Source organism: Pantoea trifolii (assembly GCF_024506435.1).
Taxonomy (GTDB): Bacteria; Pseudomonadota; Gammaproteobacteria; order Enterobacterales; family Enterobacteriaceae; genus Pantoea; species Pantoea trifolii.
Genome location: NZ_JANIET010000002.1, coordinates 633,997 through 649,482, shown reverse-complemented (window position 1 = coordinate 649,482; position 15,486 = coordinate 633,997). Strand labels below are relative to the sequence as shown.

Below are 15,486 nucleotides of genomic sequence, written 5' to 3'. Positions count from 1 at the left end.
TGCGCCGGCTCTGGTAGAGAGGATTACTTGTTGAGTCGTGCCTGCGCATCTTTCAGCGCCGCATCAACGCTTTGACGTCCGCTCAGCGCATTCAGCGTGGCGGTGCGCATCGCGTACCAGAAGGCGGCCATCTGCGGGATGTTCGGCATGATGTCGCCGTTACGCGCGTTGGTCATGGTGGCGGCGATACGCTCATCCTTCTCCAGCGTCTGCTGGAACGACTTCAGCGCCACCGCGCCGAGCGGTTTGTCTTTGTTGACCGCATCAAGACCAGAATCGGTCAGCAGGTAGTTTTCCAGGAACTCTTTGGCCAGCTCTTTGTTCGGGCTGGCGGCATTGATGCCGGCACTCAGCACGCCGACGAAGGTTTTGGAGTTTTTGCCGTTCAGCGTTGGCAGCAGCGTGACGCCGTAATTGATTTTGCTCTTGTCGATGTTGCTCCACGCCCATGGCCCGTTGATGGTCATGGCGGTTTGCCCCTTGTTAAAGGCGGCTTCGGCGATGGAGTAATCGGTATCGGCATTCAGCGTTTTGGCCTTCACCTGATCAACGAGGAATTTCATGCCCGCTTTGGCGCCCGCGTTATCCACGCCGGTATCTTTCACGTCGTAGCGGCCATCGTTGAGCTTAAAGGCATAAGCGCCGCCCGCCGCTTGCAGCGGCCAGGTGAAATACGGCTCCTGCAGATTAAACATCATGGCGCTCTTGCCCTGCGCGCGCATTTTCTTATCAATGGCGGCGATCTCTTCCCAGGTTTTTGGCGGCTCAGGCAGCAAATCTTTGTTGTAGATGAGCGATAAGGATTCCACCGAGATCGGATAACCGATCAGCTTGCCGTTGAAGCGCACCGCGTCCCAGGTGAACGGGAAGATTTTCTCCTGGAAGCGCGCATCCGGCGAAATCTCCGCTAACAAGCCTGACTGCGCGTAACCGCCGAAACGATCGTGTGCCCAGAAGATGATGTCCGGGCCATCGCCGGTGGCGGCAACCTGCGGATACTTCTCTTCCATTTTGTCCGGATGCTCAACCGTCACTTTGATGCCGGTTTCCTGCTCAAACTTTTTACCCACTTCAGCCAGGCCATTGTAGCCCTTGTCGCCGTTGATCCAGATGACCAGCTTTCCCTCTTCAATCTTTGCAACGGCAGAAGCTGAAAACAGCACGGCCGTGAGGGCGGAAAGGGCAAGAATGCGTGCACCGGTTTTCATTGTCATAACTCCATCCTGTTAGCGGAAACGGAAATCGTTTTACCTGCCACATTGTGAGTATCTGCCGCCGCTTCTCATCCTCCCTGCTTCTACGCCTGCCTGACGCCTGATGTGATCTGTGTTGCAAAACCACCCGGTTATCACGGACTGGCGCACACAATCGTCGCTCTGCTCTGCGTCATAGCTCACAAAAATGGTTGCCTGCCGCGTTTTATCAGACGCGTCTGCACGATCTCCTCCTCCCGTCTCCTCCCCCACGCTGACGCGCTGCGGTGGAGGATGTCAGCGGTTATCTCCTTGCTCATAGTGGTCGCCGGGGTCTGTCCGCCGATTTGCGGACAAGGAATAGCAAGCTGAGAGGAAAGCATCATGTCGAGCGTTACGTTGCGCAGTGTCTCCAAGGTATGGGGCGAAACTGAGGTGTCGAAAAACATCAGCCTTGAGATCGCCGAAGGAGAGTTCGTGGTTTTTGTCGGACCTTCAGGCTGCGGCAAATCGACGCTGCTGCGCATGATTGCCGGACTGGAAACCATCACCAGCGGCGATCTGTTTATTGGCGACAAACGCATGAATGAGGTGCCGCCCGCCGAGCGCGGCATCGGCATGGTGTTTCAGTCCTACGCGCTGTATCCCCATCTTTCGGTGGCCGAGAACATGTCGTTCGGCCTGAAACTGGCGGGCACGCGCAAAGCGGAGATCCAGCAGCGCGTCAATCAGGTAGCGGAAGTGCTGCAGCTGGCACATCTGCTGGAGCGCCGTCCGAAAGCGCTGTCGGGCGGGCAGCGTCAGCGCGTAGCGATTGGCCGTACGCTGGTGGCGGAACCGCGCGTGTTTTTACTCGATGAGCCGCTTTCCAACCTCGATGCGGCGTTGCGTGTGCAGATGCGTATTGAGATTTCACGTCTGCATAAGCGCTTGAAGCGCACCATGATTTACGTCACCCACGATCAGACCGAAGCGATGACGCTAGCGGACAAGATCGTGGTGCTGGATGGCGGCCACGTTGCCCAGGTCGGCAAGCCACTCGAGCTGTATCACTATCCCGCCAATCGTTTCGTCGCCGGTTTTATCGGCTCACCGCGCATGAATTTCTTACCGGTAAAAGTCACCGCCACCGCCATCGATCAGGTGCAGGTGCGCCTACCCAACACCCAACTGGTGTGGCTACCGGTCGACAGCGCCGGTGTGCAGGTGGGCAGCAACATGTCGTTAGGCATTCGTCCCGAGCATCTGCTCTCCAGCGATATCGCTGACGTCACCCTCGAGGGCGAGGTGACGGTGGTCGAGCAGCTGGGACACGAAACGCAAATTCATATCCAGATTCCCGCTATTCGTCAAAGCCTGGTTTATCGCCAGGAGGACGTCGTGCTGGTAGAAGAGGGCGCCCTGATGGGCATCGGCCTGCCGCCGGAGCGTTGCCATCTTTTCCGTGAAGATGGCAGCGCCTGTCGCAGGCTGCATCAGGAACCCGGTGTTTAGCCCTGCAAAACAATAAAAGCAATGACCTCAGGAGATAGAAAATGTTAACTCTGCGCAAACTCCCTATCGCGGTTGCTATCGCGGCAGGTACGCTCGCTGCCCCGTCGATGGCAGTCGATTTTACCGGCTATGCCCGTTCCGGCATCGGCTGGACCGGCAGCGGCGGGGAACAGCAATGTTTTCAGGCCACCGGCGCACAAAGTAAATACCGTCTGGGCAACGAATGTGAAACCTACGCTGAGCTGAAGCTGGGCCAGGAAGTGTGGAAAGAGGGCGATAAGAGCTTCTATTTCGATACCAACGTCGCCTATTCGGTTTCCCAGCAGAATGACTGGGAAGCGACCTCCCCGGCGTTCCGTGAAGCCAACGTGAAGGGCAAAAACCTGATCGACGCGCTACCGGGTTCCACCATCTGGGCCGGTAAGCGTTTCTACCAGCGTCATGACGTACATATGATCGACTTCTACTACTGGGATATATCCGGTCCTGGTGCTGGTCTGGAAGATGTCGATCTCGGCTTCGGCAAACTCTCTTTTGCCGCCACGCGCTCCTCGGAAGCCGGCGGTTCTTACACCTTCTCCAGCGATCAGATTCGTGATTACGCCACCAGCACCGCCAACGACGTGTTTGATGTGCGTTTAGCGGGCCTCGAAACCAACCCGAACGGCGTGCTGGAACTGGGCGTTGATTATGGCCGCGCCAACGCGCGTGACGGTTATCGCCTCGAAGATAACGCCTCCAAAGATGGCTGGATGTTCACCGCCGAACATACGCAGAGCATGATGAAGGGCTACAACAAGTTCGTGCTGCAGTACGCCACCGATGCGTTGACCTCACAAGGCAAAGGCTTGCCGCAGGGCACCAACATCAACAACAGCGGCAGCATGTATCGCGTACTCGATCACGGTGCAATCAACCTCGCCGATCGCTGGGATTTGATGTACGTCGCCATGTACCAGAACACCGATCTGGATAACAACCGTGGTACCGAGTGGTACACCGTGGGCGTGCGCCCAATGTACAAATGGACGCCGATCATGAGCACGCTGCTTGAAGTGGGCTACGACAACGTGAAATCGCAGCAGGTGAGCGAGCGCAACGGCCAGTACAAAGTGACGCTGGCACAACAGTGGCAGGCGGGCGACAGCATCTGGTCGCGTCCGGCGCTGCGTCTGTTCGCGACCTACGCCAAGTGGGATGAGAAATGGGGCTACAGCAAAGACAGCTCAGGGGATTTGACCTCCTTTGCCTCTAACGACAGCAGCGGCAACGGCATTCTGACCAACAGCCGTGGCAACAACGATGAAGTGACATTCGGGGCGCAGATGGAGATTTGGTGGTAATGCTCCCGCTTGTGGCTTAACTGAGACCCTCTCTTTTCGGCGCGGCGCGCCATTGCCTGGTTCGCGCCGCCGCCTGACAGTTTTTTGAGGTTATACAATGAGAATGAAAAAAACGGTTTTTGCGCTCTGCCTGAGCGCCGCGTTGCTCGCCGGTCAAAGTTTACCGGCGCTTGCGGATGTCAATCTGGTGCCACAGGATCTCTCTGCCGCACCCACTTTCCCCGCCGCCAGCCTGCAAACGCTGAGCTGGTTGCCGGTAGATACCTCCCGCACGCAGGTCACCGCGCTGAGTGAAAACCATGCCAACCTGAACGCCGCGGGCGTGACGGGTTCGGTGGCGGCCTATAGCTTGCCAGCTAATATCGGTGAACTCACCATTACGCTGAGCAGTGAAGTAAAACAAAATCAGGTATTTGCGCCGAATGTGCTGGTGCTGGATGAGAACATGCGTCCAGCAGCCTGGTTCCCGGCGCGCTTTTTCACCTATCAGCAGTCGGGCGTGATGGCGGCGGATCGGCTGGAGGGTGTAATGAAACTGACGCCGGCGCTGGGTCAGCAAAAGATCTATCTGCTGGTGTTCACTACCGAGAAGGATTTGACCGAAACCACCACCTTACTCGATCCAGCTAAAGCCTACGCACGCGGCACCGGCAATGCGGTGCCGGATATTCCCGACCCAATTGCCCAGCACAGCCGCGATGGCACGTTGAAACTCAAAGTGAAAACCAGCTCAGGTTCATCAGTTCTGGTTGGGCCGCTGTTTGGATCATCCGGTCCTGCGCCGGTAACCGTCGGTAATACGCAGCCGGTTGCGCCTGCGACTTATCGTGCTGCCCCGGTTTCGGATGCAAAACCTAAACCGATCATGACGGATACCGAAGGTTACTTTAATCAGAACATCCGTGAAGCGGTTGAGAAGGGCAATATCGATAAGGCGTTGAAGCTGCTGGATGAGGCCGAGCGTTTAGGTTCCACCTCCGCCAGACACGTGTTTATCAGCAGTGTTAAAGGCAAGGGGTAAACCGCCCCGGCAGTGCTGATTTGTCCCATCTGGTGCGCTTCGGCGCACCTTTTTTATTGGTGTGGGCACGAGCGTATCTGTTTCGTCACGGGCCGTCCTCGCGCCGCTAGCGCGGTGCCTTCGGCTTTCACGTTGTGCCGACGGACCGTTCGGGGATCGGCCTTCCTAGCCGGCCCCGAACTGCCTCACGCATCCATGCGTGAGTCTCCTGGCCCAACGTAAAAGCCTCAGCGCTGCGGATAGCCCTTATGCCGAAGCAGATACGCCAGTGCCGGGAGCAATGTGCCCATTTAACTACACGCACTTAAGCTTATCTGCCGGACCGAAAGTGACCCCGGCCTGCAACCATGCAAGGCAACCAATAGCGACTAAGCATTACGCCTCCGTTGATCGATATCCGCCAGCAACGCATTAATCTGCGGATCTTCAAACATCTCCTCCAGCGAGGCGCTGAGTTTGCGGCGCCAGTTGGGATATTGGCTGGTGGTGCCGGGGATATTCACCGGTGAAGCCATATTCAGCCACTCTTCGGGTTGCAAGCCCAGCAGCGCGCTGTTGCTGTCCGCCAGATAACGCTGCATCGCGGCACTTAACGCCCGATCCATCACCTGCGGTTCGGCCTGTTCGGGCAAGCAATTGCTGCGTTGCAGGCTCTTAAACAGCGCGCGTCGTGCAGCCAAACGCGACTTGTTCAGCCCGGCAAGAATCTGCTTATCGGGATACAGCCTCAACTCGCTGCCCAGCCGTAAATCGTCGCTTTGCCACCAGCCGCGCAGGGTTGGCATATCGTGGGTGGTGGCGACCGCCATCGCCTGACGTGGCCAGCGGGCAGGGGCGCGGAAGGCCACTTTGGACGTCTGCTCAAAATAGAGCACTTTGTAGGAGTAGACGCCCGCCTGCTGCAGCTTGCCGATAATCTTCTCCGGCACCGTCCCCAAATCCTCGCCAATCACCATGCAGTGATAACGCTGACTCTCCAGCGCCAGAATCGCCAGCAGATCGTCGATGGGATAATGAACATAAGCACCTTCCGCCGCGCTTTCGCCCTGCGGGATCCACCACAATCGCAACAGCGCCATCACGTGATCGATACGCAATGCGCCGCAGTCGTGCATGTTGGCGCGCAGCAGATCAATCCACGGCTGGTAGGCGCGCGCCTGCATAATTTGTGGATCCATCGGCGGCAATCCCCAGTTCTGGCCCAGCGGGCCGAGAATGTCCGGCGGCGCGCCGACGCTGGCCTGTAAGCAGTAAAGCTCGCGATCGCTCCAGGTTTCCGCGCCGCCCTGCGCCACGCCCACCGCCAAATCGCGATATAAGCCAATCGGCATCGCCTGCTGCTGGCACACCGCCCAGCAGTCAGCGAGCTGGCGCGCGGCCAGCCATTGCAGCCACAGATAAAAGCGCACTTCATAGGTGTGTTCGATGCGGAATGCGCGCACCGCTGCGCTGTCGGGCGACTGCAATGCCGCAGGCCAGGTTGTCCAGTCGTAGCGCTGAGGATCCTCAGCGATCTGCGCGGCGTGCAGGGCATCGAAAACGCCCTGATGCAGCAAACTTTCACCGCCTTGCTGCATGAAATGTTCAAAGGCGATAACCAGATCATCGTCCGCGCCGCGCTTTCTGAACTGCTGCCAGGCGAGGCGCAACGCCTCGAGTTTCAATCGGGTAACCGCTGAGTAATCGACCCACTCAGCATCCCGCGCCGCCTGTAACGCCAGCTGCGTGCTGGCGGCTTGCCACCAGCGCTGCGCATCGTCGCTCAGCGTAAAATCCTCAACGGCGGCGACGTCGATATACAGCATATTGAGCCAGCGCCGCGACGACGGGCTGTACGGACTGGCGCTTTCCGGCGTCGCCGGGAACAGCGCATGCAGCGGGTTCAGCCCAATGCATGCACCGCCGCGTTGCGCGACCTCGACCAGCATCTGCTTTAAGTCGCTGAAGTCGCCGATTCCCCAGTTGGATGCCGATCGCAGCGTATAAAGCTGAATGCAGGCGCCCCACAACGATTGCCCTTGCTGGATGGCTGGCGGCTCGTAACAGCGAACCGGCGCGACAATAATCCGGCAGTGAAACACTTGCTGATGCGCGGTAAAGCTAAGCTGGTGATAACCCAAAGACAGCGCGGGTAAAACGATCGGCTGGTTGGCGATACCGTGCCCGTACCAGCTTTCGCCCTGTTCCGCGATCAGCTGCCACTTGCCTGCTATGCCGGGCGCAGGCAGCACAATCTCCGCGTGTTCTCCCTGCACGATCAGCACCGGCGGCAGCGGCGAAGCGTGCGGTTTCGCGGGATGCATCGCCGCCAGCAAACGCTGGCGGGTAACGGCAGAGACCGATTGCAGCTGACCGTGAGCGTCGATGTATTCGCTGGCGATTTCGGCGGTTGGTGTGATAGTGCTGTTCATCGTGCGGCCTGCCAGATGCGTTGCTGATAGTCGCGGATGGCGCGGTCGGCGCTGAACATGCCGCAGCGCGCGGTATTGAGAATGGCGGCGCGCGTCCAGCCGTGTTGATCGGCCCACAAGGTTTCAGCCTGCGCCTGCGCGTTGAGGTAGTGACGAAAATCGGCCAGCACCAGATAAGGATCGCCACCTTTAGCGCTCAGGCTGTGCAGCAGCGGCTCGAACGCGGTGACGTCGCCGTCGCTAAAGGTGCCGTCTTCTAACGCTTTCAATACCCGATCCAGCTGCGCATCTTTTTTGCGCCATGCGTCAGGCGAGTAGCCTTCCGCTTTCAACGCGCTGACCTGATCGACGGTGTGACCAAAGATAAAGATATTATCGGACCCGACCTGCTCGGCGATCTCCACATTAGCGCCATCCAGCGTGCCGATGGTTAAGGCACCGTTCAGCGCCAACTTCATGTTGCCGGTGCCGGATGCCTCTTTGCCGGCGGTAGAAATCTGCTCGGACAGATCCGCTGCCGGAATCAGCCGTTCGGCAACCGAAACGTTGTAATCAGGCACAAACACCACTTTCAGGCGATCGCCAATGCGCGGATCGTTGTTGATGGTGGCTGCGACTTTATTAATCGCGTAGATGATGTTCTTGGCCAGCACATATCCCGGCGCGGCCTTGGCACCAAACAGCACCACGCGCGGCGTCAGGTTGGCCTGCGGATCGCTCACCAGCGTTTGCCACAGCGCGATAATGTGCAGCAGCGCCAGATGCTGACGCTTGTACTCGTGCAGACGCTTAATCTGCACATCAAACATCGCCTCAGGATTCACCTTGATGCCGGTGCGTTCAGCGATCCATTGCGTCAGCGCCACCTTGTTCTGCTGTTTGATGGCGCGATACTGCGCCTGGAATGCGGCGTGATCGGCGTAGGTTTCTAACGCTTTCAGCTGATCGAGATCGGTAAGCCACGGCTGATCGAGAGTTTTAGTGATCAACACCGCCAACGCCGGATTGCACTGATTAATCCAGCGGCGCGGCGTGATGCCGTTGGTGACGTTATGGAATTTCTCCGGCCACAGCGCGTGATATTCCGGGAACAGATCTTTCACCACCAGCTGCGAGTGCAGCGCTGCCACACCGTTCACCGCAAAGCCGCTGGTGACGCAGAGATTGGCCATACGCAGCTGATTATTGTGTACCAGCGCCAGTTTCGCCCAGGTCGCGTCATCGCCCGGCCAGTGCGCTTCAACCTGCTTCTTCAGCTGCGCATTGAGTTGGGTGATAATCAGCATATGGCGCGGCAGCAGCGCGCGCACCATGCGCACATCCCAGCACTCCAGCGCTTCAGGCATTAAAGTGTGATTGGTATAGGCAAAGGTGCGCTGGGTGATGTGCCACGCCTCGTCCCAGCTTAGCGCGTGTTCATCCAGCAGCAGACGCATCAGCTCGGGGATCGCCAGCGTGGGATGGGTATCGTTAAGCTGAATCACCTCATAATCCGGCAAGCTGGCAATGCTGCGCCCGGCGCGCTGGTGACGGCGCAGAATGTCCGCCAGTGAACAGGCGCATTGGAAATATTGCTGCATCAGGCGCAGCTTTTTGCCGTTGTCGTGATGGTCGTTGGGGTAGAGCACTTTAGTGAGTTTTTCGGCCTCAATGCCCGGCTGCTCGGCGCGCAGGAAATCCCCGTTATTGAAGCGCTGCAGATTAAACGGCTGCGCATGTTTCGCCTGCCACAGACGCAGCGGTTGAGTAACACCATTCTGATAACCCACCACCGGCAGATCCCAGGCTTCGCCGAGAATTTGCACCGCCGGTTCCCAGCGCACAACGCTATTCTGCGTGATGACTTTGCCGCCGAGATGCACCGGCACGGTTAGCGCCGCGTTGTGGTTAAACCACGGATAGCTATCGCGCTGCCAGTTATCTGGCATCTCCTGCTGTGCGCCATCAACGAAGTGTTGGCGGAAAAGACCATATTGATAATTGAGTCCGTAGCCGGTAGCGGGTTGTCCAACCGTCGCCATTGAATCGAGAAAACAGGCGGCGAGCCGACCCAAACCACCGTTGCCCAGCGCTGGATCAGTTTCACACGCTTCCACGTCGCTTAGCGTGATATTCCACTCGGCCAGCGCCGCGTTGACCTCATCATACCAGCCAAGGTTGAGCAGATTGTTACCGGTCAGACGACCAATCAAAAACTCCATCGAGATGTAGTTAACGTGGCGCAGCGGCGTGGCGGATGGTGGCGCAGGCATCTCCGCCAACATGTCGGCGAGTGCGCCACTCAGCGCCTGCCACCATTGATTCGGCGTCATCTCTTGCGCATCGTGCAGACCAAAACGTCGCCATTGGCGGGTTAGCGCGTGTTTAAAACGGGTGCAATCAAATTTCATAATCAGTCCTGTAGGGGCGGAGGTGAATGTGCTTCATTCTGCGCGTCAGCCATTACGCGCTCCTCCTCCTGCACCAAATTCAGCGGGGAGGATGAGCGGGGAGGAGAGGCTGAGGGAAATCTTAAAGTGTGACAGGAATGTGATAACCGTCGCTTTTGTTAAGACTGCTTAATGGGTTCGCTTGCATTAGTTAAATGAATGTCTGAACGTATGTGACTATTAATTACGAAGCGTAAAATAATGATGCGCCACGTTTAGGGAGAAGCGTTTACCGATGTTAATACCCTCCAAACTTAGCCGACCTGTCCGCCTGGAGAACACCGTTGCGCGCGAGCGCCTGATGCAAAAATTGGGCGCGGCGGGCAATTACCGGTTGGTATTGGTGACCAGTCCGGCGGGATACGGCAAAACCACGCTGATCTCACAATGGGCGGCGGGGAAAGCCAATCTGGGCTGGTATTCACTGGATGAGGGCGACAATCAACCTGAACGCTTCGTCGATTACTTAATTGCCGCCCTGCAGCAGGCCACACAGGGCGGCTGCGCCTCCAGCGAAGCACTTGCGCAGAAACGGCAGTACATCAATCTGAATGCGCTGTTCACCCAGTTGTTCAGTGAGCTGGCGGCGTTGCAGCAACCGATTTGGCTGATCATTGATGATTACCATCACATCACCAATCCCGCGATTCATGACGCTATGCGCTTCTTTCTCCGTAACCAGCCGGAAAATGTGACGCTGATTTTGCTGTCGCGTAATTTGCCGCAGCTCGGCATTGCCAACCTGCGCGTGCGTGAACAGCTGATTGAATTGGGCAGCCAGCAACTGGCGTTTACCCATCACGAAGCCAAACAGTTTTTTGATTGCCGCCTGACGACCCCGCTGGAATCGGAAGAGAGCGGGCGTTTGTGTGATGACGTGGCGGGTTGGGCGACGGCATTACAACTGATCGCGCTCTCGACGCGTCAAGGCGCCAGTTCCGCCCAGGATTCCGCGCGCCGCCTTTCCGGCATTAACGCCAGCCATCTGGCGGATTATCTGGTTGAGGAAGTGCTGAATAACGTCGACAGCGCCACGCGACAGTTCTTGCTGAAAAGCGCGCTGCTGCGATCGATGAACGACACGCTGATTGCCTGCGTAACCGGTGAAGAGCAAGGGCAGATGCGGCTGGAAGAGATTGAGCGTCAGGGCCTGTTTTTGCAGCGCATGGATAACTCGGGCGAGTGGTTTAGCTATCATCCGCTGTTTGGCAGTTTCTTGCGTCAGCGCTGTCAGTGGGAACTGGCGGCGGAACTGCCGGCGCTGCATCGCGCGGCGGCTGAAAGCTGGATGCGCCTCGGTTTTCCTGGCGAAGCGATCCATCATGCGCTGGCCGCCGGTGATGCGCTAATGCTGCGCGACGTGCTGCTGCAATATGCCTGGACGCTGTTTAATCAGAGTGAGCTCACGCTGCTGGAAAATTCACTCAAGGCGCTGCCGTGGGAGATTCTGCTGGAAAATCCAAAACTGCTGCTGTTGCAGGCGTGGTTGATGCAGAGCCAGCACCGTTTTTCTGAAGTGAGCAGTTTGCTGACGCGCTTTGAGCACTCCTGCAGCCAAGAGATTGATGATGTGCTGCGCGGCGAATTTAACGCGCTGCTGGCGCAGGTTTCAATCAACGACGGTAACGCCGAGGAAGCCGAGCGGCTGGCGATGCTGGCGCTCGACGCGCTGCCGGAAAGCCGTCAATACAGCTGCATTGTGGCCACTTCGGTATTGGGCGAAGTGATGCATTGCAAAGGCGAGCTCAGCAGTTCGCTGAAGCTGATGCGTCAGACCGAGCAGATGGCGCGTCGCGAAGAAGCGTGGAATTACGCACTGTGGAGCCTAATCCAGCAGAGTGAAATTCTGTTCGCGCAGGGATTTTTACAGTCCGCTTATGAGATGCAGGATCGGGCGTTTGTATTGGTCAAAGAGCAGCATCTGACACAGTTCCCGATGCATGAATTCCTGCTGCGCATTCGCGCGCAACTGTTATGGGCGTGGGGCCGACTCGACGAAGCGGAACAGGCGGCGCGTGAAGGGATAAAAGTGCTGAAAGGTTATCAGCCACAGCAGCAGATTCAGTGCCTGGGTTTGCTGGTGCAGTGTTCACTGGCGCGCGGCAATCTCGATAACGCGCGTAGTCACCTGAGTCGGCTGGAAAATCTGCTTAACAACGGATCGCTGCACAGCGACTGGATCGCCAATGCCGATAAGGTGCGGGTGATTTTCTGGCAGATGACCGGCGACAGCCAAAGCGCCAGCAGCTGGATGCGCCAGACGGCGAAACCGGAGTTCGCCAATAATCATTTCCTGCAAGGGCAGTGGCGCAACGTGGCGCGCGCGCAGATTTTACTGGGAAATATGAGCCAGGCCGAAGTGGTGCTGGATGAGTTGAATGACAATGCCCGCGCGCTCAACCTGATGAGCGACATGAATCGCAATCTACTGCTGTTAAATCAGATTTACTGGCAAACCCAGCGTAAAGCAGAAGCACAGCAGGCGCTGACCGAAGCGCTGAAACTGGCGCGCAGCACCGGTTTCGTCAGCCATTTTGTGATTGAAGGCGAGGCGATGGCGCAGCAATTGCGCCAGCTGATTCAGCTCAACACGCTGGATGAACTCGATAACCATCGCGCCAGACGCATCCTCAGCGAGATTAATAAATATCATCGCCATAAGTTTGCCCATTTTGACGAAGGCTTTGTTAGCCGCCTGATTAATCATCCCGATGTGCCGGAGCTGATCCGCACCAGCCCGCTGACCCAACGCGAATGGCAGGTTTTGGGGCTGATCTATTCGGGATACAGCAACGATCAGATCGCTGGCGAGCTGGATGTTGCGGCCACCACTATCAAAACGCATATTCGCAATCTGTACCAAAAACTCGGCGTGACGCATCGCGCGGAAGCGATGAATCAGGCGCAGTCGATGCTGCGGATGATGGGGTATGTGTAGTGGATCGGTCGCCATTTATGGCGACCGTGACGAGCATTAAGATATAAACGGGCGGACCTACGTTGATTTGGCTGATTTTTTATGCGAGCCACTCTTCGCGAGTTAACTCCCATAATTCGTAATCGAGAACACCCGCGACATACTCTTTTTTCCCGGTTTCTATCAGACGCATGCCAGATTTACGTGAGATCATCACCGAGCCGGTGTTCACCGCCGCTTTTGGCACACGTAAAACTTCGCGGCCCAGCGTTTTAAACCAGAAGTCGTTCACGGCGTTGCAGGCTTCACTCATGAATCCGCGATGCTGCCACTCAGGTACCAGCCAGAATCCGCGGTTATCATTCTCTCCATCGCGCAGTTCAATCAACCCAATTAATTCCTCAGGTTTCTCCTGACGTCTGATACTCCAGCACCAGCATCGACCTTCCTTGACAGCGGGCAACACCACATTATCGACATAATCCTGCGCGGCACCTTCAGGATAAGGCCAAGGCACATTGGCATTGAGATAACGCACGATCTCCCAGCGCGGGAAAACGATTTGCATCGCCTGCCCATCGCGACTTTCCAGCGGATTAAGAATTAATCGTTCCGTTTTGATTTCTGGCGTCATATGTCCTCCCTTTGAAACGTCACCTTACTTCTGAATAGTAGAATGATCGCACCAGTTTCGCAGTGAATTAATTCCACCATCCGGTGAGGTAAAGCCAGCGCAGCCTAATATTGAGTCAAATAACTTCTCGTGGAATACCGGCGTTTTGTCATTCTGCAGTTGCTGAAGTTTGGCAAATGACGCTTTGTTATTACTGTCACTTAAAAACTTATCCGATGCCCAAACCATAATCGGCACCGTGCGTTGCGCCATCGGTGCATGATCGCGTGGTGTGCCGTGGAAATGCAGATTATCGGAGATCGATTCCCCATGATCTGAGGCATAAAACACGATGGCATTTTTATCTTTCAGGCTATCGAAAGTCTGTTTGAGAAAATAATCGGTATACAAAAGGCTATTGTCGTAGGAATTGATCATCTCCTGCGTGCTACAAGCATCATCAATGCCCTGACACTCCGGGGTATAACGGGCAAACGCGCGTGGATAGCGTTCGGTATACATATAATGAGAGCCTTTGGTGTGAAGAATCACAATATGTTTACCCTGTGGATGGCGCTGAATTGAGTCCTGCAATTCATTAATCAACGCCATATCATCCACCGGCTTACCGACATTACGCTTCTCCGCCTGAATAGATTCACGCATTGAATAACTGTCGGCCATAACTTTGTTATAGAACCAGGCTTCGCTCTGCATGGAATAGAGATCTTCCGAGAAACCTTGCTTCTTCATCACCGTGAAGACATTCATCTCTTTCAGCGTGCGCTGCGGGGCTTCTGAGGCGCCACCTTCTCTGACAAACATACAGCGCAGCGAGAGCTTGGTGGAGGTATCGCAGGAATAGCCCTGCAAGTGAACGAGGTTTTTTTCGTGATCGAGATAAGGCGTGTTGGCGCGATCGTAACCGTATAAACCCATATGATCGCGGCGGGCACTTTCACCAATCACAAACACGATGTACAAGTTATCCGCATTTTTTGGTGGAATGTATTTAAAGTGTTCTGCGGGATCGTAAAGATTACGGTTATCTTCAGCCTGGCTGAACGAACTATAAGCCAGCAAGCCAACGCCCGATAACCAGTTAGACGGTGAATAGGTCCCCGCAACAATGCCGCCGTAGCTGGCCATCATGCGATTATTTTTCTTATCCTGTTCATCCTGCACCTTGCCCATTAGCGTTAGCGGCAACCAGCAACCTAATGCGGCAATAACAATGGCGATAGTTTTATAAGACCAGTAACGCTTTTTACTGATATTTGTAACGGAATTACCGCGCATTCCGCGCCAGATTAGCCAAAGTGGAATGACGTTGATGATCACCATCCACAGCATAAAGTGCCAACCCACCGACTCCTTAGAAAGGTCTAATGAATCGGTGGCTAATACGGCGGCGATAATTCCATAACCAATATCAATATTAAAGAAAATCATGTAATAACTGGCCGCGCTGGAGAATAGCACCAGCATGGTCATTAATACGCGTGATAGATATTTCCCGGTTAATGAGGTTAACAACGTCAACAGCATTACCAGACAAAATGCAGCGATGATCTCCGTCACTAATGACAGGGTGTTATCAAACTGCAGTTGCGTATAGCGACGGATGAAAATCGGAATATTAAGAAGTACGCCGATATAGAGCGAAATAAACACCGGTATATAAAACTGCTTAACCCAACCCTTTTTAAACATGTATTCCCCGTTATTATAATGAACAACTCAATCACTTGCCTGTAAATTGACAACCCTAGGTAAGATGATGGATTTGGGGATCAGTTCAACCATTGCTGGGCCTAAAGTATGTTATAATGTAACAACCAAAGGTAGGCGCTTATGCCTCGATTAGGGCTCGCAACCACCACTTTCCCCGCAGGCTGCTAATCAATGCAGTGAAGATCCTCATTCTGTATATGCATTTTCCTCATCAATTCATTCAACATGCATGACCATGAAAGTAAACATTATCGGTTAAAATGATGGAATGACTGACTATTTGCGTTAAGGGGAAACTTCATGATTTATAAAATTGAATAAACAGGAAATT

9 protein-coding genes are annotated in these 15,486 nt (G+C 55.5%); 4 read left to right on the top strand and 5 right to left on the bottom strand.

Translation table 11 applies throughout. The features are described from left to right. Positions 1–23: 23 nt before the first annotated feature. On the bottom strand, positions 24–1,214 hold the full coding sequence (malE, locus tag NQH49_RS22370) for a maltose/maltodextrin ABC transporter substrate-binding protein MalE (protein ID WP_256698921.1): 1,191 nt from the start codon (positions 1,212–1,214) through the stop codon (positions 24–26). Between the two features lie 363 nt (positions 1,215–1,577). On the opposite strand from malE, the gene malK reads away from it, so the two are divergent. The 3 genes from malK to malM all read left to right on the top strand — a co-directional run bounded on the left by malK (position 1,578) and on the right by malM (position 5,051). Next, positions 1,578–2,687 carry a maltose/maltodextrin ABC transporter ATP-binding protein MalK gene (gene malK, locus NQH49_RS22365; protein WP_061719670.1) on the top strand — a complete coding sequence of 370 codons (1,110 nt, stop codon included), beginning with the start codon at positions 1,578–1,580 and terminating at the stop codon, positions 2,685–2,687. Positions 2,688–2,728: 41 nt separating this feature from the next. Beyond that, positions 2,729–4,030 (top strand): maltoporin, encoded by a 1,302-nt coding sequence (locus tag NQH49_RS22360; RefSeq protein WP_256698920.1) that lies wholly within the window; start codon positions 2,729–2,731, stop codon positions 4,028–4,030. Between the two features lie 97 nt (positions 4,031–4,127). Beyond that, positions 4,128–5,051 carry a maltose operon protein MalM gene (malM, locus tag NQH49_RS22355; protein ID WP_256698919.1) on the top strand — a complete coding sequence of 308 codons (924 nt, stop codon included), beginning with the start codon at positions 4,128–4,130 and terminating at the stop codon, positions 5,049–5,051. A 368-nt stretch (positions 5,052–5,419) separates the two neighbouring features. Here the strand turns inward: malM and malQ are convergent, their stop codons facing one another. Together malQ and malP are read right to left on the bottom strand one after the other, a co-directional pair. Beyond that, positions 5,420–7,462, bottom strand: a complete 2,043-nt coding sequence (gene malQ, locus NQH49_RS22350; protein ID WP_256698918.1) for a 4-alpha-glucanotransferase — start codon at positions 7,460–7,462, stop codon at positions 5,420–5,422. Continuing rightward, positions 7,459–9,852 (bottom strand): maltodextrin phosphorylase, encoded by a 2,394-nt coding sequence (gene malP, locus NQH49_RS22345; RefSeq protein WP_256698917.1) that lies wholly within the window; start codon positions 9,850–9,852, stop codon positions 7,459–7,461. Before malP ends, malQ begins: the two co-directional genes overlap by 4 nt. A gap of 274 nt (positions 9,853–10,126) precedes the next feature. Between malP and malT the strand changes: the two genes are divergently transcribed. After that, the gene (gene malT, locus NQH49_RS22340) at positions 10,127–12,829 is read left to right on the top strand and encodes an HTH-type transcriptional regulator MalT (RefSeq protein ID WP_256698915.1); all 2,703 of its coding nucleotides are present in this window, start codon (positions 10,127–10,129) and stop codon (positions 12,827–12,829) included. A 79-nt stretch (positions 12,830–12,908) separates the two neighbouring features. Here malT and NQH49_RS22335 read toward each other — a convergent pair whose 3' ends face one another. Together NQH49_RS22335 and eptB are read right to left on the bottom strand one after the other, a co-directional pair. Next, positions 12,909–13,442 (bottom strand): GNAT family N-acetyltransferase, encoded by a 534-nt coding sequence (locus NQH49_RS22335; RefSeq protein ID WP_256698914.1) that lies wholly within the window; start codon positions 13,440–13,442, stop codon positions 12,909–12,911. A 24-nt stretch (positions 13,443–13,466) separates the two neighbouring features. After that, positions 13,467–15,134: a kdo(2)-lipid A phosphoethanolamine 7''-transferase gene (gene eptB, locus NQH49_RS22330; protein ID WP_256698913.1), complete on the bottom strand. Its 1,668-nt coding sequence runs from the start codon at positions 15,132–15,134 to the stop codon at positions 13,467–13,469. Positions 15,135–15,486: the final 352 nt, after the last annotated feature.